The sequence below is a fragment of the Acinetobacter sp. WCHAc060006 genome (assembly GCF_004209135.1).
GTDB lineage: Bacteria > Pseudomonadota > Gammaproteobacteria > Pseudomonadales > Moraxellaceae > Acinetobacter > Acinetobacter cumulans.
The window spans coordinates 13,832-37,342 of sequence record NZ_SGSS01000022.1 but is presented as its reverse complement, the minus strand read 5'-3'; the positions used below and the strand labels follow the sequence as shown (position 1 = coordinate 37,342).

Genomic DNA, 23,511 nt, shown 5'->3' with positions numbered 1-23,511 from the left:
TATCGGACACTGACTATGTTAAAAAGCACAGCTAAAACAAAAAGAAAAGGATACTTGTCATGACACTAGCACACAGCTTAGATCAACATACTGAAGTGATCAATAAAGTAGAACATACATTGTTAAACGATGAAAAACTACAGGGTATTTTTGAGTTACAACAGCAGGCTTTCGCACAGCAACCTTATGCCAGTTATGAACAGCGTAAGCAACATTTACTGACACTGCAGCAGATGTTGGTCGAACATCAGGATGATATTGCACAGGCGATTAGTCGTGATTTTTCCAACCGTAGTGTAGATGAAACGCGTTTGTTTGAAATTATGACCAGTCTAAATGGCATTAAGCATAGTTTGAAGCATTTGAAACAATGGATGAAGCCCAGCAAGCGTGATATCGGTATCTTGTTTCAGCCAGCATCTGGTTATGTGATGTATCAGCCTGTTGGGGTAGTGGGAATTGTTGTACCTTGGAATTATCCGCTATTTTTAGCTTTGGGGCCTTTGGCACAGGCTTTGGCAGCAGGTAATCATGTCATGCTTAAAATGAGTGAGCACACACCTGAATTTTCAGCCTTGTTTAAGAAGCTTATTGCTGAAAAGTACCCACAAAGTCATGTCAATGTCATTACAGGTGATGCACAAATAGCACAACAATTCACGAAATTACCCTTTGATCATTTGTTATTTACTGGGGCGACAGCGATAGCACCGCATGTGCTACACGCTGCTGCAGACAATTTAACACCTGTCACTTTGGAACTTGGTGGTAAATCACCGGTGATTGTTGCTGTAGATGCAGACTTAAAAGAAAGCGCAAGACGTTTGGCATTTGGTAAAACCATGAATGCAGGTCAAACCTGTGTTGCACCTGATTATGCTTTTGTGCATGAAAGCCAACAAGAGACATTTATTCAAGCCTATTTTGAGGCTTTAAGAGGTTTTTATCCTAATAGCATTCAGCAAAATGCTGATTACACAGCTATCGTGAATGAACGCCAATTTGAACGGCTAAAACATTATTTAAGCGATGCGAAAGTGAAAGGTGCCAGCATATTTAATGATGACATCTTAAATGATGAACGCCGTATGGCGCATTCGATCGTCACAAATGTAAGCGATGATATGTTATTGATGCAAAATGAAATTTTTGGACCGATTTTGCCACTCAAAACGTATACGCATATTGATGAAGCGATTGCCTATATTAATGCGCATGAGCGACCTTTGGCATTGTATTACTTTGGCTATAACAAAATAGAGCAACAAAAAGTATTATATGCCACGCATAGTGGTGGCGTGTGTTTAAATGAAACGCTGATGACTGCTGGCATGGAAGATATGCCTTTTGGCGGGATTGGGGCATCGGGGATGGGGCATTATCATGGGCATGAGGGATTTAAAACTTTTAGTCATGCTAAATCTGTCTTTGTAAGGCCGAAGTTTAGTTTAATGAAGCTGATTTACCCGCCTTATGGCACTTGGATTCAGCAGTTTATTTATCGCATGTTTATTCGTTAAACGAACAAGTAAAAAATAAAAAAAAGCGCTCTATTGAGCGCTTTTTTAAACGTTTGGATTAAGAAATTTTCTTAAAGATAAAGTCATTAATTTTATGACCAGCTTCTAAACCACGACGTTCAAATTTAGTTTGTGGACGCCAATCTGGACGTGGGTAGCTGTTGCCTTTACCTGCAAGATTCTCTAAGCGTGGACGTTCTTCAAGAACTTCAATCATCCACTCTGCGTACGGTTCCCAATCTGTTGCAGCATGGAATGTACCACCTAGCTCAAGCTTTTGCTCAACCAGTGGCATACGATCATGCGATACAAAACGGCGCTTGAAGTGACGTTTCTTCTGCCATGGATCTGGGAAATAAAGCTGTACAGCATTAATGCTATTGTCTGGCATTTCACGAAGGACTTGAATTGCATCTGCATCCAAGACACGTAAGTTTTTAAGTTCTGCCATACCTGCTTCAAATACACACTGTGCAATACCCGGTACATGAACTTCAATACCGACATAGTTACGTTCAGGATTGGCTTTGGCCATAAGCACCAATGAACGACCCATACCAAAACCGATTTCGACAGTTAAAGGGCGCTCTGGGTGTTCGAAGTGTTGACGTAAGTCACCCACAGGGTATTCCAAAATTAGGTGACCATATTGTTCAAGCGCAGTACGTTGAGAGGTGTTCAGCGGTGCTGAGCGACGCATAAACGTAACAATTTCACGCTGTTCGTTTAAGTTGTCCAGCTCCACGACTTGCTGGTCTAATTGATCGTTCGACATAACTTTGGCAAATCTAAAAAATTCAGAATGCGGTATTTTAAGTCCTGAGCGAAACAAGTCAAATTTTTTAGCCGAAAATGAGCAGATTAGCGCCTGAATTTGTTGTAAGGCCGAAGCTAAATTGTCATTTAGTTTTCATGGGCGTGTCATTTCGCCTAATTAGGCTGTAGATCTTTTGAACAACTTTTCAAATATTCATGAAAATACGAACATCTAAAAATTGCCATAGCCATAATTTAAATCCAAAATTATTAACGCTGTGTATATTGCTGAGTGGCTATAACATGTCTGCACATGCAGAGATTATGTTTAGTCAATATATTGATGGGGTATCAAACCAAAAAGGTGTCGAAATATATAACCCAGACCAAAAAACAGTTGATTTGTCCAATTATAATATTTTGCAATATAGCAATGGTGCGAGCATAGCGACAAATACGTTTGCCTTGTCTGGAAGCTTAGGGCCACAGCAGAAAATTATTGTGGGTCGCTCAGAATTACAGACGGCTTTAGCATCTATCAATACACCGTTTCAGTTTTTGACCAAAGCATTGTCATTTAATGGCGATGATGCATTGGTTTTGATGAACGGAAATACGGCAGTGGATCGTTTTGGGCGCGTTGGTGAAGATCCAGGAACAGGTTGGGGAACTGCGCTCTCCAGCTATCAAAATAGTTTAACGCGTATTCAGAAGAGCAATAATATAACATCGGTAAATCCAAACGCTGTATTTGATTTAGACAGCGAATGGACAAAATGGTCAGACCGTAGCGCATATAGTCGCCATTTATTTGCCAACACCACTGTACCACCTGACTTAGAAACTTTGAGCTGTAGCGCGACGACGACCCCTATTGCCGACCTACAAACGGCACCCTTAAATCAGTCATATACCGTACGTGGTGTAATGACCGCAGATTTTAGATATAGCAATGGCTTTAACGGTTTTTATGTACAAACCGTGGACAGTAAGGCCAAAGCGGGTCAAAACAATGCCATATTTGTGTATATACCCGCAAGTAGTGCGATTCAGGGTGCAAAAGTGGGTGATGAAGTGATTTTAAAAGGCAAGCTCACCAATTACCAAAATCAATTACAGCTTCAAGATTTAAGTAGCAATATTGTGGCTTGTCAGGAAAATGTCGCTTCTTTGGTACAGCCTCTAAGTATCAATTTACCCTTTGATAGCTTAGATGCGAGTACAGGAAATGTGCCGAAACGCTATCAAGGGATGTTGGTCAAACTGCCACAGAAGTTAACGGTCAGTGAAAATTATGAATATGGTCGCTATGGTTCTGTTGTGTTAAGCACAGCACGTCAATTTATTCCAACGAATTTATATCCAGCCAAGTCGCCAGAGGCAATCGCGTTGGCAAAACAAAATAAACTATCAAAAATTGTGCTTGATGATGGCTACAATAACCAAAATCGAACACCGTGGTTACCCGCGAATTTTAGTGCAAAAAACACCCTGCGTTCAGGCAATGAAATTCAGAATGCACAGGGCATATTAGAATATCGTTATGATCAATGGCGCATTCAGCCACGTCCAGACTTTGATGTACCTATGCTCACGACCAGCTCAAATCCACGTACAGTGCCTATAGCCAAAGAGACTAAGCAAATACGTGTTGCATCTTTTAATGTGCTGAACTATGACAATGGTTTGCAAAAGGGCTTTCCTACCGAGCGTGGCGCAACAACGCAGGCTGAGTTTGATAAACAACATCAAAAAATTGTCAGTGCGATGAAGCAAATTGATGCTGATGTATTTGCTTTAATGGAAATTGCAAACAACGGCTATAGCGATAAAAGTGCAATTGCATATTTAACCAAGGCTTTAGGCGCAGATTGGAAATATGTCGTTCCAGTTAAAGATAAACTCGGAAGCGATGCAATTGCTGTGGCGGTGATTTATAACAGCAAGCGTGTAATGCCTGTTGCTGAGCCTGTTGTATATGATGATGCGACAAATTTGAACCGTGTGACATTTTTACAAAGCTTTAAGCCTGTAGCAGGGGGCAAACTGTTTACGGTGATTCCGAATCATTTAAAGTCGAAGGGAAGTTGTCCGACAGATGCGACCTCTTTAGATGCAGATCAAGGTGATGGCCAAGGGTGTTGGAATGATTTGCGGACCAAGTCCGTTGCTAAGTTGATGCAATGGGTGGCAAAAGCACAAGTGAGTTTGACGCAAAAATCTAACGTGTTGCTATTGGGTGATATGAATAGCTATGCCAAAGAAGATCCAATTTTAGCCTTTGAAAAATCAAACTATAAAATTTTGCTCAATGATGAAAAAATTGGCCAAGGCCAGTCAGCCTATAGTTATGTCTTTGGGGTGGCGAGTAATAGTGAGGGTTATGGTGGTGCAGGTAATTTAGATCACGCGATTGCAGATGAAAATTTATATCCAATGGTGAAGCGAACTTTTGCTTGGCATATTAATGCCGATGAACCTACTGCATTAGATTATAACGACGAATTTAAATCCGAAGAGCAAAAGCAATTGTTTTTTAATGCTGATGCATTTCGCTCATCAGACCATGACCCTGTGATTGTAGATTTAGACTTAAATGAAGTTACAACCCCAGCTGAAGATCAGAAGACCAGTGGCGGTAGTATGGGGGTGTTGGGTTTACTGAGCATGCTTGGCTTAGCCTTATATGCACAATTGGGTCGACGGAAATCGTAAATGGGTAATATAGTGTAGATCAATTTTAGAATGGCTTTATTGATTTTAAAATAAATAAAGCCACTAAGGCATCACCAATGTTATTCACATTGGCGATGTTTTTTATGGGTCTGTTTTTGGCGTTATCATATTATTATGCAACGGTAAAATTGCTTGGATTTGCGTGTGACCTGGCTGAGATTCAATACTAAAAGCACCACCGATACGCTGAATGCGTGTTTGCATGCTGTGTAAACCGACATGTAAGCCAAACTGATCTGCTTGTGGGGTGAAGCCACAGCCATTATCAACAATACTTAAAACCAGGTGTTGTACGTCATTTTCATGTAAACGAATCGTCACTTGGGTCGCCTGACTGTGTTTCATAATATTGGTTAGGGCTTCTTCAACTAAACGGGTCAGCGTTAAGCATTGTAATGCTGTAGGTGAAGTACCCCAATGTTGAGGAAGTTCCCACTTTGAGTGGATATCCATTTCTTCAAATAATTGTACAAAACGATGTCGAATTGTTGCCGCCCAATCAATGGGTGTTGCTGGAATCTCTGCACCTAAGCTCGCACCCGAATCAATCACTTGTCTTAAATCACTGCGTAACAGTTTTAAAATGGATAAGACCTGATTTTTTTCGATTTTTTCATTTTGTTCGAGTAATACCATCGAACGGAAAATCGAGCCACCTAAACCATCATGCAGGTCATGCGATAAGTTAATTCGTTCTTGCAAACGTGCATTTTGTACTGCAAGTTTTTGCTGCAAACCTAAAGACTCGGTCAGTTCTTGCTTAGTTTGCTTAATATTTTGTGTAAGGGTTTGATTAAATCTTTCAATTTCACGGGCGTTTCGTGCCAAACGAAATGCCAAGACAAATCCTATCACAGCCGAAGAAAATGGTGCTGTATAGGGGGAAAGTGGTTTGCCCTGTAGTGTGGACATGAAAATAGCGTCATGTATGGCAATGGGTATAAAAACCAAATAAGTCACAGCCAAAAAATACGTTTCGGGTAGGCGTGATTTATAAGCAAAGTAAGGATAACTAATACACTTGGCAATAAAAATCAGCACAGTGATGCTAAAAAAGCCTTGGATGACCTGAGCTGCATATTCAACCGGACTGAGAGCGATACATGTTGAGGCAATAATAGCAAAACAGAAAAGTGCTTTCTCCATTCTAGGAAAGTGAAAGCCCGCGAAGCGCCATGCGCCCAAACAACCAATCGTGACATAAAAGCAGAAAATAATATTCTGAATGCGCTCTAGCTGTGTACTGCTTAAAAATGGAATAGGGTCGGAATAAACCACCATGGAGCTGTAGGCTACCCATAAAAATGAGACCATTGCAAACCAAAAAAAAGCAGATTCTTTACGGCTGATCGCCCAAACCAGTAAGCAAAATAAGCCAATGACCGTGTTAATCATGGCATTAAAATAGGGCAATGTTTGTTTTTCTAATAACCAAGAATTATACAGTTTGTACATTTGCGCATAGTTACCTAAAGCGACATGCCCAATCCCCGATTTTTGGATTTGATTACCTTGTACCTGTATCCAAATAATATTTTGACCTTGATGTAAATTTGCAACAGGGATATTCCATAAATGTGGTTTCACCTGATTACGCGAGATTGGCTCTGTAGTGGCAATATCACGCCATAACAAATTGTCATTAATAAAGACTTGGCCTGTTTGGGTAATACTTTCAATGCTCAGGCTAATGGGTGTAACAGCAGTCGGGTTTGGGCAATGGTAATTCCATTCAATTTTGTACCATGCATTGCCATGATAATTAGGCCAACGATCATGCCAACGGTCGGGAAGTTGTTTTAGCTTTTGCCAACCTTGCTGCGGAATGCTTTCAGGAGAGTGAGCCGAGCCTTTTGCACTATAAATATTTTGGATGTTGGCCGTGCATTCTTGTTTTAGAGTTATTTGTTCAGAATTTGCATGCGCACTTGTACTGAGTCCAAATAGACAATAAAAGAGTACAAACAGGCAAAATAAAGAAACCCATGCTGTTAAATGTAAAAAAATGGGGTGCTGTTTCAGCATGAGTAAAAAAATAGCCTTAGCAAGATGAATTGTTATTGTATGTAAGTGTACATTAAAGCATCAAATAAATCTGTGAAATTTAGCTAAAACATTAAAAAAGCAGAATAAATGATTCTGCTTTTTTAATGTCAAATTTGAGTTATTAGGAGGCGGTTTAATTATTCACACGATCAATTAAGGTTGCACTGGCTTCATTTAAACCAATGAGTTTTACACTTATTCCTTGTTGCTTAAATTTTTCGACTACTGTGTTGAGCATATTGACTGAGGTGATATCCCAAATATGTGCATGTGTAAGGTCAATGGTCACCTGCTGTACTGGGCTATTGAAATAAAAAAATTGATAAAACTTATCGGCACTGCTAAAAAAGATTTGCCCTGAAATCGTGTAATTACTGTGAGTATTTGTATGGTCGACACTAACTTTCACTGAACTCTCTAATTGATTAATAATAAATAAAGCTGAGAGTAAAACACCAATAAATACGCCAAGCGCCAAGTTGTGTGTTGCTAAGACCACGAGTACGACTGCAAGCATCACGATGTTAAATGCAGGTGTATGCTTATTAAATTGCTTAATGGCACCCCATTGGAAGGTGGTGAATGAAACCATCACCATAATGGCAACCAGTGCTGCCATTGGTACATAAGCTAGCCAATCTTTAAAAAACACCACAAGGCAAAGCAGGAATACGCCTGCAACCAAAGTGGAGAGGCGAGTACGTGCACCTGAGCTCACATTGATAATTGATTGGCCAATCATGGCACAACCTGCCATACCGCCCATAAAGCCACTGATAATATTGGCATAACCTTGTCCACGGCATTCCTGATGGCGATCACCTTCAGTACCAGTCACTTCATTAATGACAGTAGTGGTCATCATAGTTTCAAGCAAGCCTACGGTGGCTAAAGTGATGGCATAAGGGAAAATAATCTGTAAGGTTTCAAAATTTAATGGAATGTCTGGAATTAAAAAAATTGGTAAGGTGTCTGGGAAGTGGCCTAGGTCGCTGACGGTACGCATATCGGCACCTAAGCCTAATGCCAACAGGCTCAGCACAATAATACAAATTAGCGGAGAGGGGATTGCTTTACCAATTTTAGGGATAAAGGGAAATAAGTAAATGATGGCTAAACCTAGGGCCATAAATAAATAGCCTAAGCTATCCATTTTTGCCATTTCAGGCACTTGAGCAACAAAGATTAAAATCGCTAAAGCATTTAGGAAGCCATAGACCACCGCTTGTGAGACAAAGCGCATGAGTTTGGCCACTTGAAAATAGCCTGCAAGCACTTGAATAATGCCAGTGAGAACCGTAGCTGCCAATAAGTATTGTAAGCCATGTGTTTTCACTAGGGTGATCATGAGTAAGGCCATGGCACCAGTGGCTGCTGAAATCATGGCAGGTCTACCACCAAAAAAAGCAATACTCACCGCAATACAAAATGATGCATATAGACCAACTTGTGGATCTACACCAGCAATGGCAGAAAAGGCGATTGATTCAGGGATTAAGGCTAAACCGACCACCAAGCCAGCCAATACATCGGTACGAATGTTGGAAAACCATTCATCTTTTTTAAGCTTTAGCACAGTCTTTTTCATCAAATTGAAAACCTGCGTATGTTAAATCATCTTCAATACAAAAAGCATGACGGTTTAACTTGAAAAAAATCCATTTATGCACAATATTCAAAGCATAGGTGAAATTTAGTCATTTATGCTTTTTGCAATTTACAGGTTCGATCACTTGAAAGTTTGTTAGAAGAGATTTAAAACAGTTAATAGTTAAATAACAAGGATCAAATATGAAGCTCTACTATGCGCCAGGTGCATGCTCATTGGCAGCCCATATCATTTTAAATGAAATTAATGTCGATTTTGATTTAGTACGCGTAGACCTAAAAACACATAAAACAGAAAAGGGCACCGATTACTACGACGTAAACCCAAAAGGCTATGTGCCAGCACTTGAAATTAACCCAGGCTTGATCCTTACTGAGAACGTCGCTATTTTGCCATTTTTGGCTCAGCATGATCCAAAACAAGATTTGATCCCACCATCGGGCTTAGGCCGTGCCAAAGTGCTTGAGTGGTTAGGTTACTTAAACTCTGAATTACACGATGCCTATGCTGTATTTTTTGGTGGCGCACTTGATGAAGCTGGCAAAGAAAAGGGCTATAAAGAGATTGATCGTTTATTAACATACATCGATAAAGCAATTGGTGAGTCAGATAACGATTACTTGGTTGATGATAACTTTGGCCCAGCGGATGCTTATTTATTCGTTTTAACAAACTGGTCGAATGTTATTCATCACGACTTAACGCCGTATAAAAACATTATTGCTATCCGAAATAACGTGGCAGCACGCCAATCCGTACAAATCGCTATGCGTGATGAAGGCCTCATTCCTTAATCATGACAGCATAAAAAAGCCGCCAAATGTGGCGGCTTTTTTCATTTCTTAGATTAGAAGTGTTCAAAACTAGAAACGTGTATATAAAATTTAATATTCAAATTGGCTGTAAAAGTCAGCAAAATTGATATTGGCTAAAGTGAATTTTTGATGGCTTTTAAAATTGCTCCATTTTGTTTGGGATTTTCGGATGTCAAACATATTGCCACCCACAATTTCTTTACGTTTCATGGTTGAAAAGTTATAGCTCTTATTGGTTTCATCACCACTGGCTCTATGAAAGCTGTAGTAATCAAAACCAATTAATTCAAATCCATTATTTTGCCATCTAAAAGCATAATTGTGTCTTGGCCATTCCCAGCCACCACAAGACATAAAATAACTAAACTCAATTGAAAGTATGCCTTTATTGATAGCGATACCCTCTGATTCTGCAAGCGGGTCAAGTAAACACAAGTTAGGCTGTTCTGCTACAGGAAGGCTTTGGTTTTCTGCGACTAATTTATAACCTTGAGGTGTTTTAAAAAATACTACGAGTTTTCGGGCATTGTTGTGGAGTGCTTCGCCATTGTCCTTTGTTAATGGAAGGTCCGTTTTCTTTTTTTCAAGTACGAGAGCAATATCGCTACGTCCATCTTTATTTAAATCACCTGAAGCGCTAGATAAAACAGACCAGCCTATTGGTGCTAGCTGGCTATATTGCTGTGGTACTTGTGCAAAAGCAAAAATAGGCAAACTACTCAATAAGAGTGGAAATATGTGTGGCGTTATTTTTTTCATTATTAGCATTCAAAGCGTCATCCAAAATAAAAGAGGACTGTTGCAGTCCTCTTTTATAACCAAAATTCGCTTTTCAGGAAATATCTATTTGAAGAAATAGCCAGTTTCAGGTGAGCTGGCATTGGCCATACGTTTACGTGGCATACGACCCGCAAGGAAAGCTTCACGGCCAGCTTCAACTGCTTTACGCATTGCAGATGCCATTAAAACTGGGTTTTGTGCAGCAGCAATTGCAGTATTCATGAGTACACCGTCGCAACCTAATTCCATTGCAATGGCTGCATCGCTGGCTGTGCCTACACCTGCATCCACTAATACAGGCACTTTGGCATTTTCTTTAATAATTGAAAGTGTATGCGGGTTTAAGATCCCTAAACCAGAACCAATCAAGCTCCCCAAAGGCATAATGGCGACACAGCCCATGCTTTCAAGTTCTTGCGCCACGATTGGGTCATCTGAAGTATAGACCATAATCTCAAAGCCATCGTCAATGAGAGTGCGCGCCGCTTTTAAAGTTTCGGTTACATTTGGATAGAGTGTCTTTTCATCACCCAAGACTTCAAGCTTAACTAAGTTGTGACCATCTAAAAGTTCACGTGCCAGCATACAAGTACGCACTGCGCTGTTGGCATCGAAGCAACCCGCCGTATTGGGTAAAATCGTATATTTCTCTGGTGGAACAACCGAAAGCAGATTTGGTTGATCTGGGTGCTGTCCAATGTTCACGCGACGAATGGCCACGGTCACAATTTCTGCGCCACTGGCTTGAATTGCTAAGTCAGTTTCATGTAGGTCTTTATATTTACCCGTACCCACCAACAGGCGTGAATTAAAGGTACGTGAACCAATTTTAAATGTATCTTCCATGGGAGCTCCGATTAACCGCCACCGACGGCTTGAATAATCTCAATACGATCTGCATCACAAATAGGGCTTTGTGCTAATTTGCTTTTGGGAATAATCATTTCATTTTGTTCAACGGCAAAACGTTTGCCATCTAGAGCGAGTTCTTGAATCAATTCTAGAAGTGTAGTGCAAGTCGTTTGCTGTACTTCACCATTTAAGTAAATCTGCATGGCTTCATTTCCTAAGCAGTTGCTATATTATTTTGCGTATTTAAAAGCATTCCAAGCTAAAATTAGCCAGCCTAAAATCATCAGTGCGCCACCAATTGGCGTAATTGCACCCAGCACACGCGGTAAGCCCAAAGCCATGATGTAGAGTGTGCCACAGAAGAACACGATGCCGACTTGAATGAGCCAGAAACTAATTTTAATGGGGAGTTGAGGAATGACTTTGCTCAGGATTGCAAGGGTTAACAACCCTAGTGCGTGATAGAAGAAATAGTCTGTTGCGGTTTGCCACCATGCGAGTTGCTCGACAGAGGCTATTTTTTTTAAACCATGTGCGCCAAATGCGCCAAGCATGACAGCAAGGGCAAGGTTAATCGCAGAGATTCCAATCCACATAGGCAAGTTTTCCTGAGGAAAAATTTGCGATCAACCTTAACATATTTGACATGGATAGGAGAAATTCTAATTGTTCAATTTTTTGAATTAGAAGTTTTTGCAAGTAATAATTAATTTTGTGAAAATAAGACAAGATAGTAAGAAACTTCCACTATTTTGCCTTGTATTTCAGAAATTGTGATTGATTCATCTATTAGAAATTAATATATCAACCCGCTGTTGAGTTTGAGTGAATACTGTATAGCCATTATTATGCATTTCAAATAAATCTGTTAACTTGGCTCTTTTCCATCCATTTTGACCAAAAGCCATTCCATTTATAGCTCGAACTTCATTATTACTGACAGAATATGCACTATGACAAATAATTTGGTGGTTAGCTAATTCATTTGGTAAAGGCGGGCGAGTAAAGCCAATAGCCTTATTGACAGGTAAGTCAGAAACACCATCCCAAAGAGTGAAGCCACTATAAAAATAGTTTATCCATTGTTTGCCAGTACGATGACGAATTGTGTGAAAGTCGAATGCAGACAGGCATGGTTTTTTTAAAAAATGCATTAATGCAACTGCATCATGACATATTCCCGCACCGCAAGCTGCGTCTATTCCAGTACTATAAAAATTATACATAAGTTGTTTATGTATGATTTGACGTGAGAAATAGCTTTTATGCAGTAATGAAATTGGTACTTCTCTAGATAAGGTCATAAAAGATCCAAAAAATTATTTAATATATAAGGTTATAGTTCTATTATTTTTAATACTTTGTTAATTATTTCTTAAGTATTTTTTGGATTTTAAATATTTTTAGATAATAAAAAAAGCGCCGAAGCGCTTTTTCTGACAAAAGGAAATGAATTAATTCGACGACATAGCCACTTTAATTTTTTCCATCGCATTTTTTTCTAGCTGACGAATACGTTCTGCAGACACATTATATTCAGCTGCCAGTTCATGCAAAGTCGATTTTTCATCATCTAACCAGCGACGCTGTAAAATGTTGCGAGAACGATCATCTAACTGTTCCATTGCTTCATGAAGCGCAGATGTACTTTGTTCTTCATAGTCTTCATTTTCAATCAGACGAGCAGGGTCATAGCGGTTATCTTCTAGGTATAACGCTGGTGCAACGTGGCTTGAACCTTCATCGTCGTCATCGCCAGTGGCTTCAAAAGCAGCATCGTATGCAGTTAAACGACCTTCCATTTCTAAAACTTGTTCAGCGGTAACGTTTAAGTCTTTAGCAATAGATTGCGCTTCTTCTAGCGTCAATTTTTTAGACGATTTTTTAAGGCTACGTAAGTTAAAAAATAATTTACGCTGTGCTTTGGTTGTTGCAATTTTTACAATACGCCAGTTACGAATAACATATTCGTGAATTTCGGCTTTAATCCAGTGCACAGCAAAAGAAACTAAACGAACACCCATATTAGGGTCGAAGCGTTTAACAGCTTTCATTAAGCCAAGGTTACCTTCTTGGATTAAATCTCCTTGAGGTAATCCATAGCCAGCATAGCTACGTGCAATATGCACAACAAAACGTAAATGCGACATGACCAGCATTTTTGCTGCGTCTAAATCTTGGTCGTAGTAATAACGTTCCGCCAAGGCTTTTTCTTGTTCGGCTGTCAAAATTGGAATCTGGTTTACAGTACTGATATAAGCACCAAGATTCACCCCAGGCGCCGATAATGACAGGGGCATCAATTGATTGCTGCTGTCACTCATGTATTCTCCTTAAGGGTATGATGGAATTACCCAGTAATTGATTTCAATATTAATCCAATATTTCCGGAAATTATGGAAAATTGGGTATAGAAATGTAAAGTTTTATTCAAATTTGAAGCAAATTATTTTAACTGAAAATATTTAAGATTCAATTAAGTAGTGAAACTCAGAATCTGAAACTTTATTCAGTTGGAAATTTAAATTGTGTATTTCACAATAGCGACTCACGTCTTGTTGGCTATGCGGGTCAGAAGACTTGAGCAACAACAATTTTCCAGTTTGGCTTTTAAGGGCTTTTTTTAACATGAGCAATGGCATTGGGCAAGGTTTTCCCATCGCATCTACTATATAAGCTTCAGTGTTCTGAAAATCACTCATAAAACAGTTGTTCAATCATCAATATAATAGCAATAAAGATATTAGCAAATTGAATGCCAAAACCAAACAAAAATGCCAAATTTAGCCAAAAATCTAACTCAAAATTTGTGCAAAGTATGTGTTAAAAAATGCGCAGTTAAAATGCAAATAAGTCGAAAAAAAATCTATTATTTGAAATTTAGCCGTGTTAAGCTCGACGGCGTACTAGGAGTTATAACAACTATAAATTGTTTCAACACCTGCTATATAAATGGATATAACCGGGATTTTGTTAATAGTTTTACAGAATGATTACAAGTTTTAAAAAAATAAAGAGTTTTAAACCTTGTTTGTCTGCTGTTTGCAACACCGGGTGGTCCTTCTTATACATCTATGAGGATTAACTAATGACAGCTCGTGAACAAGGCGTAGTTAAATGGTTTAACGATACTAAAGGCTTCGGCTTTATCCAACGCAATGGCGGTGACGATGTATTCGTTCACTTCCGTGCTATTCAAGGCGAAGGTCACCGCTCACTACGTGACGGTCAACGCGTTGAATTCAGCGTTGTAAAAGGCCAAAAAGGCTTCCAAGCTGAAGAAGTTCAGCCTTTAGACTAATCGAAAGATTAATCTAAAAACGCCCCAATGTATATTGGGGCGTTTTTTGTTTATAATGCATCATATTTTGCGATTACCAAGTTAGAGCACAGCTTTATGTCATCTGGTTTTGATACCTTAAATTTACACCCTAAACTGAAACAAGCGATTGATGCTTTAGGCTTTACAAAAATGACGCCTATTCAGCAAAAGGTTTTGAAATTTACGCTGGCGGGACATGATGCCATTGGTCGCGCACAAACAGGTACGGGTAAAACTGCAGCCTTTTTGGTGAGTGTTATTAATGATTTATTAAATAACCCAATTAAAGAGCAACGTTTCCGTGGTGAGCCTCGCGCATTAATTTTAGCGCCAACGCGTGAATTGGCTTTGCAAATTGAAAGTGATGCCAAGGAATTAACTAAATTTACAGATCTACATTTAGTCACAATGCTTGGTGGTGTTGATTTTGATAAGCAACGTGCTGAATTGAATAAAAACTTTGTCGATATCATGGTGGCAACACCAGGTCGTTTAATCGATTTTGTTGAGCAAAAAGAAATTTGGCTAGATCAAATTGAATTTTTAGTGATTGATGAAGCCGATCGTTTACTTGATATGGGCTTTATTCCATCGGTAAAACGTATCGTGCGTTATTCACCACGTAAAGAACAACGTCAAACCTTGATGTTCTCAGCAACCTTTAGCTATGACGTATTAAACTTAGCACAACAGTGGTTGTTTGAGCCTGTTACAGTTGAAATCGAACCAGAAAAGAAAACCAATGCAGATGTTGAGCAACGTGTGTATATGGTTGCTAAATCAGATAAATATAAGTTGTTGCAAGAGATTTTACGTGACGAACCGATTGAGAAAGTGATGATTTTCGCCAATCGTCGTGATCAAGTGCGTAAACTTTATGATCATCTGAAAAAAGATGATTATAAAGTGGTGATGTTGTCAGGTGAAATTGCTCAAGACAAACGCTTAAAAATGTTAGATCAATTTAAAAATGGCAAGCACAATATTATGATTGCAACCGATGTTGCTGGTCGTGGTATTCATGTGGATGGTGTATCGCATGTGATTAATTTTACCTTGCCAGAACAGTCAGATGACTATGTGCATCGTATTGGTCGTACAGGTCGTGCGGGTTCACGTGGTGTAAGTATTAGCTTCTTATCTGAAGATGATGCGTTCTATTTGCCGGAAATTGAAAAAGCTATTGGTCAAAAATTACCATTAACCCGTTTGGATGGTTATTGTTAATTAATTGCTTAGTTTTTCAAGGCAAAAAAACCGCTCTATGAGCGGTTTTTTTATGGTTGGCTTAATTTAGTTTGCTCTACAGCTAAATGTTAAAACGGTTTGGTAGTCGTCATCTTTATTTAAACCAGTGTTGGTGCCCGAAATACTCCCTAAAATGCCCGCAGCAGCTTGTACCATTTGCCCTGTTTTTTCATCAAGCACGCCTTTGAGTGCACCGTTGTATTCGGTTTTTTCATCTACAACCACAGGGGATGCACTTTTACCACAGGTGCTATTGGCTGCTGAAATGGCATTATTTTTAGCAATAAGTTGCGTTTTACCTACGGCAGTTACTTCGTATTGATTATTTGGTTTTTGGATGGCCAATGATTGTGTTGGGGTTGATGCACATGCACTAAGTAGTAAAACAGATGCGAGAGAAGATGTAACCCATAAGTGTTGTTGATTAAATTTCATTTGAATGCCTTTCAATGAGTTTTTTATATTTGAACACAACTTTTAGGTCAATTAAGGAGCTTGCTGTATGACTTCTGCAACAGTGAGCGCTCAATGTGTGTCTCAAAAGATTGGAAATATCGTGGTTTTCATTCTGTAAAGCTTCTAGAGTAAGTCATTGAGAATATGCTAATCTTGGAGCACAGTTTTTAAAGTGATATCGATGTCAATGTCAGAATCAGCGGTTGAAATAGTTCATCAAAACATTCATCAGCGTCAATCAATTGGGCACTTGGTGGAGCCTGCACCAAATGCAGCACAACTTGAGCAAGCCTTTCAAGCTGCAATGACTGCGCCAGATCATCATCGTTTAAAACCAACCCGTTTTGTGGTTATTCCTGCAACTGAGCGCGAAGCATTTGGTGACTTGTTGTCACAGGCACTGGCAGATACAGGGCAAACTGAGGAAGCACAATTAGAGCGTGTTAAAAACCATCCTTTTCGTGCCCCATTGTTGGTACTGGCATTAACCAAATTACAAGATCACCCTAAGGTGCCACATTTTGAACAAATTTTAAGTTCAGGTGCTGCAGTACAAAACTTTTTACTTTCTTTACAAAGTCATGGTTATTCAACCATGTGGCGTAGTGGTGCGGTGGTTGAATCTAAATTGTTTAAGCAAGCATTGGGTTTAACATCAGCAGATTTAATTTCAGGCATTATTTATATTGGTACTGCAGTGAAGGCAATTCCACCACGTGCAGAAATTCACACTACTGAATTTGTCAGTGAATGGCATAAATAATATAGACAAAAGAAGATTAGGAAATAATAAAAATGTCAGATTTGAAATTTTCAGACTTGGTGGAACCTGTTGTCGTTAATCAAAAGACAGCTTTACGTGTGACTGTATTGGGTGGTGGTAGTTTTGGTACGGCTATGGCCAATACAGCGGTACGTAATGGTTGCGAAACCATGATTTGGATTCGTGACGAAGCAATTGCTGCTGATATTAATGCTACACATATTAATAAACGCTATTTGCCTGATTTTACGTTAGAGGCTGGATTACAAGCGACTTCTGATTTAGAAAAAGCCGTGCGTGATCGTGACATTATTTTTGTTGCAATTCCAAGCCATTCTTTTCGAAGTGTTTTAGAGCAAATTAAGCCATTTATTAGTGCGCAAGCTGTGGTGTCCTTAACGAAAGGAATTGAGGCTAAAACGTTTAGCTTTATGAGCGACATTATTCGTGAAGTTTTGCCAGAAGTACCTTATGGGGTTTTGTCTGGGCCAAATTTAGCCAAAGAAATTGTCGCGGGTCAGCCTGCAGGTACAGTGATTGCAAGTGAATCTGAGTTAGTTCGTTATGCAGTACAGCAAGCCTTACACAGCGCGTTATTTCGTGTTTTTGCTAGTGATGATGTGCATGGTGTAGAGCTTGGCGGCGCATTAAAAAATATTTATGCAGTTGCAATGGGTATGGCGGCTGCTTATAAAGTAGGTGAAAATACGAAAAGTATGATCCTTACGCGTGCTTTAGCAGAGATGAGTCGTTTTGCAGTTAAATTAGGCGCAAACCCGCTTACTTTCTTGGGGCTTTCAGGTGTGGGTGATTTATTTGCCACTTGTAACAGCCCGCTCAGTCGTAATTATCAAGTGGGTTTTGCTTTGGGCTCAGGTAAAAGCTTAGAACAGGCGACCACAGAATTAGGGCAAACAGCGGAAGGTATTAATACCATTGTGCAAGTTAAAGCTCGTTCTGAAGAACTAGACGTTTATATGCCGATTACCAGTGCTTTATATGATGTTATTTTTGAAGGCGCACCACCTTTAAGTATTGCACTGTCATTAATGAAAAATGGTCATCGTAGCGATGTAGAGTTTGTGTTACCGCACCAACACGTTTAAATTAAGTCGCTCATGGCACATCATTTTGTCATGAGCGATAGATATAATGATGCATAAAAATAGGGAAATCGTATGCAACTGACTTTAATTCGACATGGTGAAGCAGCGCCACCTGTAATGGGGAATGATACGCAACGTCCTTTGACTGAGCGAGGGCACTTGCAAGCACAGCAAACAGCAGAAGCAGTCAGCGCATTAACCCAACCAGATGTATTTGTGGTAAGCCCATTACTACGCGCACAACAAACTTTGGCACATTTACAACGTTATTTTCCGAATGTACCTGTAGTGGTGTGTGATGCAATCAAGCCAGATGATGATGCAAAAGTCGCAGTGGAATGGCTGTCTTATTTGCCTTATGATTCGATTACTGTGGTGTGTCACATGAATGTGGTTGCACATATTGCATCTATTTTAACTACAGAATCATTTCAACCATTTGCATTGGCTGAAGCGCGAATTTATGATCAGGCTGTGATTGCGGCAGGTTTATCAACACAAAAAAAAGCAATTGTACCAAACGCATAATAAATTAATTAAAACGGCAGTAAATAATCGATGTTGTATATATGGATGCCTGAAGCCAATGGGGTTTGGCAATGGTCTAAAGGGGAGTTTTGGCAACAAGCTTCTAGCCTAGAGCAGTTAATACAAGATATTCGTGACTATCATGGCAAGGACGCGACCGTGTTTTTCCCAAGCTGTGATATTCAGCTCATCCAGCAGCAATTTTCCAAAGCACAATACAAAAAATTAGGCCCAGAGGGTGTGAAATATCTATTGGAAGAATATGTGATTCTGCCATTAGATTATATGAAGGTCTTTCATCATTTTGAAAACCCAGAACAGCTTTCTGTGATGGGTGTTGCACAAAGCACAGCTGAAACGATGCAACATGCTTTAGCATTAATTCCAGTCAAGGTGCAGGCTTTATTGCCAGATTTCTTAGTGCTACCAGAACCAGAACCAAATCAACTGATCATTGCTGATATTGCAGGGCATTTGTTGGTGCGTGAAAATAAATATGCGGGCCAATCCATTGATGATTTGTCTTTATATTTGGACTATCAAACACTTGCTGAAGATACAAAAGTCAAAGTCAGTCATTTAAATAATGCTCAATTGCAAAGTTTAAATGCAGTGGCAACACAGGATCACGTGGAGTCATTTCAATATGTGATTCCCGCATTTAAAAAGCCACAAACGCATCCTTGGAATATTTTACCTAAAGCAAAAAATCAATCTGGTGTTTCGGGTTATTGGAAAGCTTGTGCGGCCGTACTTTGTGCCTTTATATTTGTGCAATTTGGTTATGATGCAATTCGTTGGTATCAAAATAAAAAAGTTGCCGATTTAACTGCAGTACAAGCTGTAGATCAGTTTAAGTCTTGGTTTGGTCAGAGCTATCCTGTTACAGAGCAAACCCTAAAAAGCCAATTTGAAGCGCAATTACGTCTTAATCAAACGGGAAATACGCAAGCATTGCAATTGTTGAGTCGTGTAGGGCCTGTGCTCATGCAGCATCAAGTGGTGGCAAATCGAGTGAGCTATGAAGCCTCTGTATTAAATATGGAACTCAAGGCCAGCTCTGCACAAGTATTGCAACAATTAACAGAGCAATTGAATCAGCAAGGCTTTAAAGTTGAATTGGGAAATATTCAGCCTAAAGATAACGGCGCTGTTGGACAGGTGAAAATACAATAATGAAAGCACTTGAAAATATGCAAAATGGTTTAGACCGTCAAATTGAACGGATTTCTGACTATTTAGAACATTTGTCTGCACGTGAACGCGTAATGGTGATTTTTACCACAATTTTTGTGCTGGTATCTGCTGTAGGGGCATCGCTGTTTTACATGCATAAAGCCGCAGAGTTTCAACAAAATCGTTTAAATGGTTTAAAAGACACGATAGTTTGGATGCAAAGTAATGCAGTCACCATGAAAGCCTCAACAGAAAATGGTTTGTCGGTTGCAGATAAAGTGCAACGTGTTGCACAGCAGCAAGGTTTGTCTGTAGCCTCTCAAGCAATGGGTGAGCAAATCAACATTGCTGTGAGCCATGAAAACTATGCAGTTTTAGCTAATTTTTTAACTCAGTTAGTTCAAATGGGCTTAAGTATTGAAAAAATGGAACTTAGTTCTGAAAGTGGGCAGATTAAATTAACAGCGGCTGTACGATAATCGGTAAAAATAAAGAACTGCTAAGCATGGTGTTTTTGTGATGCTATGCCTATAATATGCCGACTTAGCAAGCAGTGACTTTTTCAGATATGTTGTATTCTCTTGCCCGCCCTTTGTTGTTTTCACTAGCACCAGAGCGTGCACATGAGCTGACACTATCGATGTTGAAATCTTCCCATAAAATGGGCCTGATGCATCAATCTGTAGCGTCTAAACCTGTGACCTGCATGGGAATTGAATTTCCAAATCCTGTCGGTTTAGCAGCGGGTTTAGATAAAAACGGTGCGTATATTGATGCATTGGCGAGCCAAGGTTTTGGTTTTATCGAAATTGGCACCATTACACCTTTGCCTCAAGCTGGAAATCCTGAGCCACGTTTGTTCAGATTACCAAAAGCCAAAGCAATTATTAACCGTATGGGCTTTAATAACGACGGTGTAGATCAGCTAATTGAAAATGTAAAAGCCTCTAAATTTAAAGGTGTACTTGGCATTAATATTGGCAAGAATGCAGTCACTCCTGTTGAAAAAGCAGTTGAGGATTATTTAATTTGCCTTGAAAAAGTTTATAACTACGCCTCATACATTACAGTCAATATTTCCTCTCCTAACACAAAAAACCTTCGAAGCCTGCAAAGTGGCGATGCTTTAACGGAGTTACTTGAAACCCTCAAGAAACGCCAATTAGAACTCGCAGACCAATATCAACATTATGTACCTTTAGTACTTAAAGTTGCACCGGACTTAACAGACGAAGATATCCAATTTATTGCTCAACAATTAATTGAAATTAAAATTGATGGTTTAATTGTGACCAATACCACGCTGTCTCGTGAAGGTGTTGAAGGTTTGCAACATGGTGATGAAGCGGGTGGCTTGTCTGGTGCGCCTGTTTTTGAAAAGAGCACAGCATGTCTTGCAGCATTTGCAAAGGTATTAAAAGGTCAAATCCCACTCATTGGTGTGGGTGGAATTTTGTCAGGCGAAGATGCTTTGGCGAAAAAAAATGCAGGCGCAACCCTTGTACAAGTTTATAGTGGCCTCATTTATACAGGACCTAAACTCGTAAAAGATTGTGTAGACGCACTTTAAGCCTATGACCACCATTGATATCTTTATTCTGATTGTCTTGCTCATTGGAGGGCTCAACGGTTTGCGTCAAGGATTAATTAAAGCCTTTGCGAACTTGGTAGGATGGATTTTTGCACTGATTGTTGCCGCAAAATATGCGTCCGTCTTAGCACCTTCGATGATCTCACTCAGTACAGATCCAGTGGTTCAGAAAATTGCGGCCTTTGCATTTATTGTATTGATCATCGTGGTTTTGACTTGGGTTGCAACTTATATACTGAATAGCGTTTTAAAGCGCCTTAAACTTGGACCGCTAAATCGTTTAGCTGGTGGTGTGTTTGGGGGCTTAAAAGGGCTGTTGGTGGTATTAATCACTATTCAGGGTGTAGGCCCGTGGGTTGAAAGCTCGCCGCATTGGAAACAATCGAAATTTATCCAGGTTTTGATGCCGTATGCACCGTGGGCAACACAATTGTCCAAGGATGCTGCAAATCAAGCCATGCATCATATTCAGTCTGAAGATGGCGCAAAGCCGGTGTCTTCAGAGCACGCCCCAGAAGCAACTCAAAAGAGTGGACGTGCTTCGGGTGAATCTACGAATAATCCTTTTTATTAATCCTAGCGGGTCTGCGAGGTTGCTATGTGTGGAGTTGTTGGTATAGCGGGTAAATCACCAGTTAACCAAATGTTGTTTGATGCATTAACGATGTTACAGCATCGTGGACAGGATGCAGCTGGGATCGTAACTTGCCATCAGGGCCGTTTATTCCTTCGTAAAGACACAGGTATGGTGCGTGATGTTTTTCACACACGTCACATGCGTGCTTTACAAGGTAACTATGGTATTGGTCATGTGCGTTACCCAACAGCAGGTTCTTCGAGCAGTGCAGAAGCACAACCGTTTTATGTAAACTCACCTTATGGGATTACATTGGCACATAACGGTAACTTGACCAATGCAGAAGAAATTCATGATGATTTGTTTAGCACAGATCTACGCCACATGAATACTGATTCTGACTCAGAAGTGCTCCTCAACGTATTTGCACATGAATTGCAAAAGCGTGCCAAACTTTCACCTTCAGCTGAAGATATTTTCCATGTTGTATCGCGCGTACATGAGCGTTGCAAAGGTGGTTATGCTGTTGTAGCAATGATTACAGGCCAAGGCCTTGTAGGCTTCCGTGATCCAAATGGTATTCGTCCATTGATTTATGGTTCACGCGAAACAGAGCAAGGTGTGGAATATATTATTGCTTCTGAATCTGTGGCAATTACAGCTTTAGGCTTCAAAGTTGAACGTGATATTGCACCAGGTGAAGCGATTTACATCACTGCTGATGGTGTAATGTCGATTAAGCAATGTGCTGCAGACCCAGAATATCGTCCTTGTATTTTTGAATATGTTTATTTTGCTCGCCCAGATGCAACAATTGATGGGATTTCGGTCTATAAAGCACGTTTGAAAATGGGTGAGAAACTTGCGCAAAAAATCTTGCGTGAATGGGGAGAAGAACACGATATTGATGTTGTGATTCCAATTCCAGATACTTCACGTACTTCAGCGCTTGAACTTGCCAATGTGCTTGGCGTGAAATTCCGCGAAGGCTTTATGAAGAACCGCTATATCGGTCGTACCTTCATTATGCCTGGTCAGCAATTGCGTAAAAAATCAGTACGTCAAAAGCTAAACCCAGTAGAGCTTGAGTTCCAAGACAAAAATGTTCTGTTGGTGGATGACTCGATTGTACGCGGTACAACGTGTAATGAAATTATTCAGATGGCGCGTGATGCGGGTGCGAAAAAAGTATTTTTTGCTTCAGCTGCACCAATGGTGAAATATCCAAACGTGTATGGTATTGATATGCCAGCAAAATCTGAACTTATTGCTTCAGAGCGTAGCGTCGAAGAAATTCGTGAAATTATCGAAGCTGACCGCTTAATTTTCCAAGATTTGGAAGATTTAAAGGCAGCAGTACGCACGACCAAAGTGCCAGAATTACAAGACTTTGATTGCTCAGTATTTGACGGTGTGTATGTTGCGGGTGGTATTAATGCCCAATACTTAGAGGCTTTAGAGAAAAAGCGTAATGACTCTGCTAAGGCTGATAAGAAAGATGCATATATCGATGTAAATATCGATGCAGCATCTGTCGATTTGACAGGTGTTCGTGAAGAATAATGGTTTGTAAAGCCTAAGAAAAAAGCGGGAATTTCCCGCTTTTTTCATTTATGATGAGCACAGAAAA

At 39.8% G+C, this 23,511-nt stretch carries 24 protein-coding genes; 13 read left to right on the top strand and 11 right to left on the bottom strand.

Features of this window, described 5'->3' with window-relative positions; genetic code table 11:
• The first annotated feature begins 59 nt into the window (after nucleotides 1-59).
• Nucleotides 60-1,520 (top strand): coniferyl aldehyde dehydrogenase, encoded by a 1,461-nt coding sequence (locus tag EXE29_RS12735; protein ID WP_120364293.1) that lies wholly within the window; start codon nucleotides 60-62, stop codon nucleotides 1,518-1,520.
• Nucleotides 1,521-1,578: 58 nt separating this feature from the next.
• Here EXE29_RS12735 and trmB read toward each other — a convergent pair whose 3' ends face one another.
• Nucleotides 1,579-2,295, bottom strand: coding sequence for a tRNA (guanosine(46)-N7)-methyltransferase TrmB (gene trmB, locus EXE29_RS12730; protein ID WP_106986054.1), 717 nt, complete (start codon nucleotides 2,293-2,295; stop codon nucleotides 1,579-1,581).
• Between the two features lie 197 nt (nucleotides 2,296-2,492).
• Between trmB and EXE29_RS12725 the strand changes: the two genes are divergently transcribed.
• A complete protein-coding gene (locus EXE29_RS12725) occupies nucleotides 2,493-4,991 on the top strand; it encodes an ExeM/NucH family extracellular endonuclease (protein ID WP_120364292.1) in 2,499 nt (832 codons plus the stop codon).
• 102 nt (nucleotides 4,992-5,093) lie between these two features.
• On the opposite strand, the gene EXE29_RS12720 is transcribed toward EXE29_RS12725, so the two are convergent.
• Nucleotides 5,094-7,037, bottom strand: coding sequence for a sensor histidine kinase (locus tag EXE29_RS12720; protein WP_120364291.1), 1,944 nt, complete (start codon nucleotides 7,035-7,037; stop codon nucleotides 5,094-5,096).
• A gap of 154 nt (nucleotides 7,038-7,191) precedes the next feature.
• Nucleotides 7,192-8,634 (bottom strand): SulP family inorganic anion transporter, encoded by a 1,443-nt coding sequence (locus EXE29_RS12715; RefSeq protein ID WP_120364331.1) that lies wholly within the window; start codon nucleotides 8,632-8,634, stop codon nucleotides 7,192-7,194.
• A gap of 215 nt (nucleotides 8,635-8,849) precedes the next feature.
• On the opposite strand from EXE29_RS12715, the gene EXE29_RS12710 reads away from it, so the two are divergent.
• The gene (locus tag EXE29_RS12710) at nucleotides 8,850-9,461 is read left to right on the top strand and encodes a glutathione binding-like protein (RefSeq protein ID WP_106986051.1); all 612 of its coding nucleotides are present in this window, start codon (nucleotides 8,850-8,852) and stop codon (nucleotides 9,459-9,461) included.
• Between the two features lie 90 nt (nucleotides 9,462-9,551).
• On the opposite strand, the gene EXE29_RS12705 is transcribed toward EXE29_RS12710, so the two are convergent.
• From EXE29_RS12705 to EXE29_RS12675, 7 genes are all read right to left on the bottom strand, one after another.
• Complete coding sequence (locus EXE29_RS12705; protein WP_120364290.1) at nucleotides 9,552-10,241, bottom strand: hypothetical protein; 690 nt, start codon at nucleotides 10,239-10,241, stop codon at nucleotides 9,552-9,554.
• An 84-nt stretch (nucleotides 10,242-10,325) separates the two neighbouring features.
• The gene (locus tag EXE29_RS12700) at nucleotides 10,326-11,108 is read right to left on the bottom strand and encodes a thiazole synthase (protein ID WP_117007014.1); all 783 of its coding nucleotides are present in this window, start codon (nucleotides 11,106-11,108) and stop codon (nucleotides 10,326-10,328) included.
• Between the two features lie 11 nt (nucleotides 11,109-11,119).
• Nucleotides 11,120-11,317: a sulfur carrier protein ThiS gene (thiS, locus tag EXE29_RS12695; protein WP_106986048.1), complete on the bottom strand. Its 198-nt coding sequence runs from the start codon at nucleotides 11,315-11,317 to the stop codon at nucleotides 11,120-11,122.
• 27 nt (nucleotides 11,318-11,344) lie between these two features.
• Nucleotides 11,345-11,710, bottom strand: a complete 366-nt coding sequence (locus tag EXE29_RS12690; RefSeq protein WP_120364289.1) for a DUF423 domain-containing protein — start codon at nucleotides 11,708-11,710, stop codon at nucleotides 11,345-11,347.
• Between the two features lie 186 nt (nucleotides 11,711-11,896).
• Complete coding sequence (locus EXE29_RS12685; RefSeq protein ID WP_120364288.1) at nucleotides 11,897-12,418, bottom strand: hypothetical protein; 522 nt, start codon at nucleotides 12,416-12,418, stop codon at nucleotides 11,897-11,899.
• A gap of 150 nt (nucleotides 12,419-12,568) precedes the next feature.
• Nucleotides 12,569-13,438, bottom strand: coding sequence for an RNA polymerase sigma factor RpoH (rpoH, locus tag EXE29_RS12680; protein WP_106986046.1), 870 nt, complete (start codon nucleotides 13,436-13,438; stop codon nucleotides 12,569-12,571).
• Between the two features lie 141 nt (nucleotides 13,439-13,579).
• Nucleotides 13,580-13,816, bottom strand: a complete 237-nt coding sequence (locus EXE29_RS12675) for a sulfurtransferase TusA family protein (protein ID WP_106986045.1) — start codon at nucleotides 13,814-13,816, stop codon at nucleotides 13,580-13,582.
• Nucleotides 13,817-14,202: 386 nt separating this feature from the next.
• Here EXE29_RS12675 and EXE29_RS12670 point away from each other — a divergent pair, with 386 nt between their 5' ends.
• Together EXE29_RS12670 and rhlB are read left to right on the top strand one after the other, a co-directional pair.
• A complete protein-coding gene (locus tag EXE29_RS12670) occupies nucleotides 14,203-14,415 on the top strand; it encodes a cold-shock protein (RefSeq protein ID WP_005177104.1) in 213 nt (70 codons plus the stop codon).
• Nucleotides 14,416-14,511: 96 nt separating this feature from the next.
• Entirely contained in the window at nucleotides 14,512-15,663 is a 1,152-nt protein-coding gene (gene rhlB / locus EXE29_RS12665; RefSeq protein WP_106986069.1) for an ATP-dependent RNA helicase RhlB, read from the top strand.
• Nucleotides 15,664-15,729: 66 nt separating this feature from the next.
• On the opposite strand, the gene EXE29_RS12660 is transcribed toward rhlB, so the two are convergent.
• Nucleotides 15,730-16,119: a hypothetical protein gene (locus tag EXE29_RS12660; RefSeq protein ID WP_120364287.1), complete on the bottom strand. Its 390-nt coding sequence runs from the start codon at nucleotides 16,117-16,119 to the stop codon at nucleotides 15,730-15,732.
• Nucleotides 16,120-16,327: 208 nt separating this feature from the next.
• On the opposite strand from EXE29_RS12660, the gene EXE29_RS12655 reads away from it, so the two are divergent.
• The 8 genes from EXE29_RS12655 to purF all read left to right on the top strand — a co-directional run bounded on the left by EXE29_RS12655 (nucleotide 16,328) and on the right by purF (nucleotide 23,444).
• Nucleotides 16,328-16,903: a nitroreductase family protein gene (locus EXE29_RS12655; protein WP_106986043.1), complete on the top strand. Its 576-nt coding sequence runs from the start codon at nucleotides 16,328-16,330 to the stop codon at nucleotides 16,901-16,903.
• 32 nt (nucleotides 16,904-16,935) lie between these two features.
• The gene (locus tag EXE29_RS12650) at nucleotides 16,936-18,009 is read left to right on the top strand and encodes an NAD(P)H-dependent glycerol-3-phosphate dehydrogenase (protein ID WP_117007012.1); all 1,074 of its coding nucleotides are present in this window, start codon (nucleotides 16,936-16,938) and stop codon (nucleotides 18,007-18,009) included.
• A gap of 72 nt (nucleotides 18,010-18,081) precedes the next feature.
• Nucleotides 18,082-18,537 carry a phosphoglycerate mutase family protein gene (locus tag EXE29_RS12645; protein ID WP_106986041.1) on the top strand — a complete coding sequence of 152 codons (456 nt, stop codon included), beginning with the start codon at nucleotides 18,082-18,084 and terminating at the stop codon, nucleotides 18,535-18,537.
• 30 nt (nucleotides 18,538-18,567) lie between these two features.
• Nucleotides 18,568-19,713, top strand: a complete 1,146-nt coding sequence (gspL, locus tag EXE29_RS12640; RefSeq protein WP_117007011.1) for a type II secretion system protein GspL — start codon at nucleotides 18,568-18,570, stop codon at nucleotides 19,711-19,713.
• Entirely contained in the window at nucleotides 19,713-20,192 is a 480-nt protein-coding gene (locus EXE29_RS12635; RefSeq protein ID WP_117007010.1) for a type II secretion system protein M, read from the top strand. The genes gspL and EXE29_RS12635 overlap by 1 nt, the downstream gene beginning before the upstream one ends.
• Before the next feature lie 89 nt (nucleotides 20,193-20,281).
• Nucleotides 20,282-21,283, top strand: a complete 1,002-nt coding sequence (locus EXE29_RS12630; protein ID WP_117007009.1) for a quinone-dependent dihydroorotate dehydrogenase — start codon at nucleotides 20,282-20,284, stop codon at nucleotides 21,281-21,283.
• A 4-nt stretch (nucleotides 21,284-21,287) separates the two neighbouring features.
• Nucleotides 21,288-21,878: a CvpA family protein gene (locus tag EXE29_RS12625; RefSeq protein ID WP_106986037.1), complete on the top strand. Its 591-nt coding sequence runs from the start codon at nucleotides 21,288-21,290 to the stop codon at nucleotides 21,876-21,878.
• 24 nt (nucleotides 21,879-21,902) lie between these two features.
• Nucleotides 21,903-23,444 (top strand): amidophosphoribosyltransferase, encoded by a 1,542-nt coding sequence (gene purF / locus EXE29_RS12620; RefSeq protein ID WP_120364286.1) that lies wholly within the window; start codon nucleotides 21,903-21,905, stop codon nucleotides 23,442-23,444.
• The last annotated feature ends 67 nt before the right edge of the window (nucleotides 23,445-23,511 follow it).

Excerpts from the sequence above, each read along its gene's own strand:
- EXE29_RS12735 (WP_120364293.1), top strand. The coding sequence starts at position 60 with ATGACACTAGCACACAGCTTAGATCAACATACTGAAGTGATCAATAAA.
- trmB (WP_106986054.1), bottom strand. The coding sequence starts at position 2,295 with ATGTCGAACGATCAATTAGACCAGCAAGTCGTGGAGCTGGACAACTTA.
- EXE29_RS12725 (WP_120364292.1), top strand. The coding sequence starts at position 2,493 with ATGAAAATACGAACATCTAAAAATTGCCATAGCCATAATTTAAATCCA.
- EXE29_RS12720 (WP_120364291.1), bottom strand. The coding sequence starts at position 7,037 with ATGCTGAAACAGCACCCCATTTTTTTACATTTAACAGCATGGGTTTCT.
- EXE29_RS12710 (WP_106986051.1), top strand. The coding sequence starts at position 8,850 with ATGAAGCTCTACTATGCGCCAGGTGCATGCTCATTGGCAGCCCATATC.
- EXE29_RS12705 (WP_120364290.1), bottom strand. The coding sequence starts at position 10,241 with ATGAAAAAAATAACGCCACACATATTTCCACTCTTATTGAGTAGTTTG.
- EXE29_RS12700 (WP_117007014.1), bottom strand. The coding sequence starts at position 11,108 with ATGGAAGATACATTTAAAATTGGTTCACGTACCTTTAATTCACGCCTG.
- thiS (WP_106986048.1), bottom strand. The coding sequence starts at position 11,317 with ATGCAGATTTACTTAAATGGTGAAGTACAGCAAACGACTTGCACTACA.
- EXE29_RS12690 (WP_120364289.1), bottom strand. The coding sequence starts at position 11,710 with ATGTGGATTGGAATCTCTGCGATTAACCTTGCCCTTGCTGTCATGCTT.
- EXE29_RS12685 (WP_120364288.1), bottom strand. The coding sequence starts at position 12,418 with ATGACCTTATCTAGAGAAGTACCAATTTCATTACTGCATAAAAGCTAT.
- rpoH (WP_106986046.1), bottom strand. The coding sequence starts at position 13,438 with ATGAGTGACAGCAGCAATCAATTGATGCCCCTGTCATTATCGGCGCCT.
- EXE29_RS12675 (WP_106986045.1), bottom strand. The coding sequence starts at position 13,816 with ATGAGTGATTTTCAGAACACTGAAGCTTATATAGTAGATGCGATGGGA.
- EXE29_RS12670 (WP_005177104.1), top strand. The coding sequence starts at position 14,203 with ATGACAGCTCGTGAACAAGGCGTAGTTAAATGGTTTAACGATACTAAA.
- rhlB (WP_106986069.1), top strand. The coding sequence starts at position 14,512 with ATGTCATCTGGTTTTGATACCTTAAATTTACACCCTAAACTGAAACAA.
- EXE29_RS12660 (WP_120364287.1), bottom strand. The coding sequence starts at position 16,119 with ATGAAATTTAATCAACAACACTTATGGGTTACATCTTCTCTCGCATCT.
- EXE29_RS12655 (WP_106986043.1), top strand. The coding sequence starts at position 16,328 with ATGTCAGAATCAGCGGTTGAAATAGTTCATCAAAACATTCATCAGCGT.
- EXE29_RS12650 (WP_117007012.1), top strand. The coding sequence starts at position 16,936 with ATGTCAGATTTGAAATTTTCAGACTTGGTGGAACCTGTTGTCGTTAAT.
- EXE29_RS12645 (WP_106986041.1), top strand. The coding sequence starts at position 18,082 with ATGCAACTGACTTTAATTCGACATGGTGAAGCAGCGCCACCTGTAATG.
- gspL (WP_117007011.1), top strand. The coding sequence starts at position 18,568 with ATGTTGTATATATGGATGCCTGAAGCCAATGGGGTTTGGCAATGGTCT.
- EXE29_RS12635 (WP_117007010.1), top strand. The coding sequence starts at position 19,713 with ATGAAAGCACTTGAAAATATGCAAAATGGTTTAGACCGTCAAATTGAA.
- EXE29_RS12630 (WP_117007009.1), top strand. The coding sequence starts at position 20,282 with ATGTTGTATTCTCTTGCCCGCCCTTTGTTGTTTTCACTAGCACCAGAG.
- EXE29_RS12625 (WP_106986037.1), top strand. The coding sequence starts at position 21,288 with ATGACCACCATTGATATCTTTATTCTGATTGTCTTGCTCATTGGAGGG.
- purF (WP_120364286.1), top strand. The coding sequence starts at position 21,903 with ATGTGTGGAGTTGTTGGTATAGCGGGTAAATCACCAGTTAACCAAATG.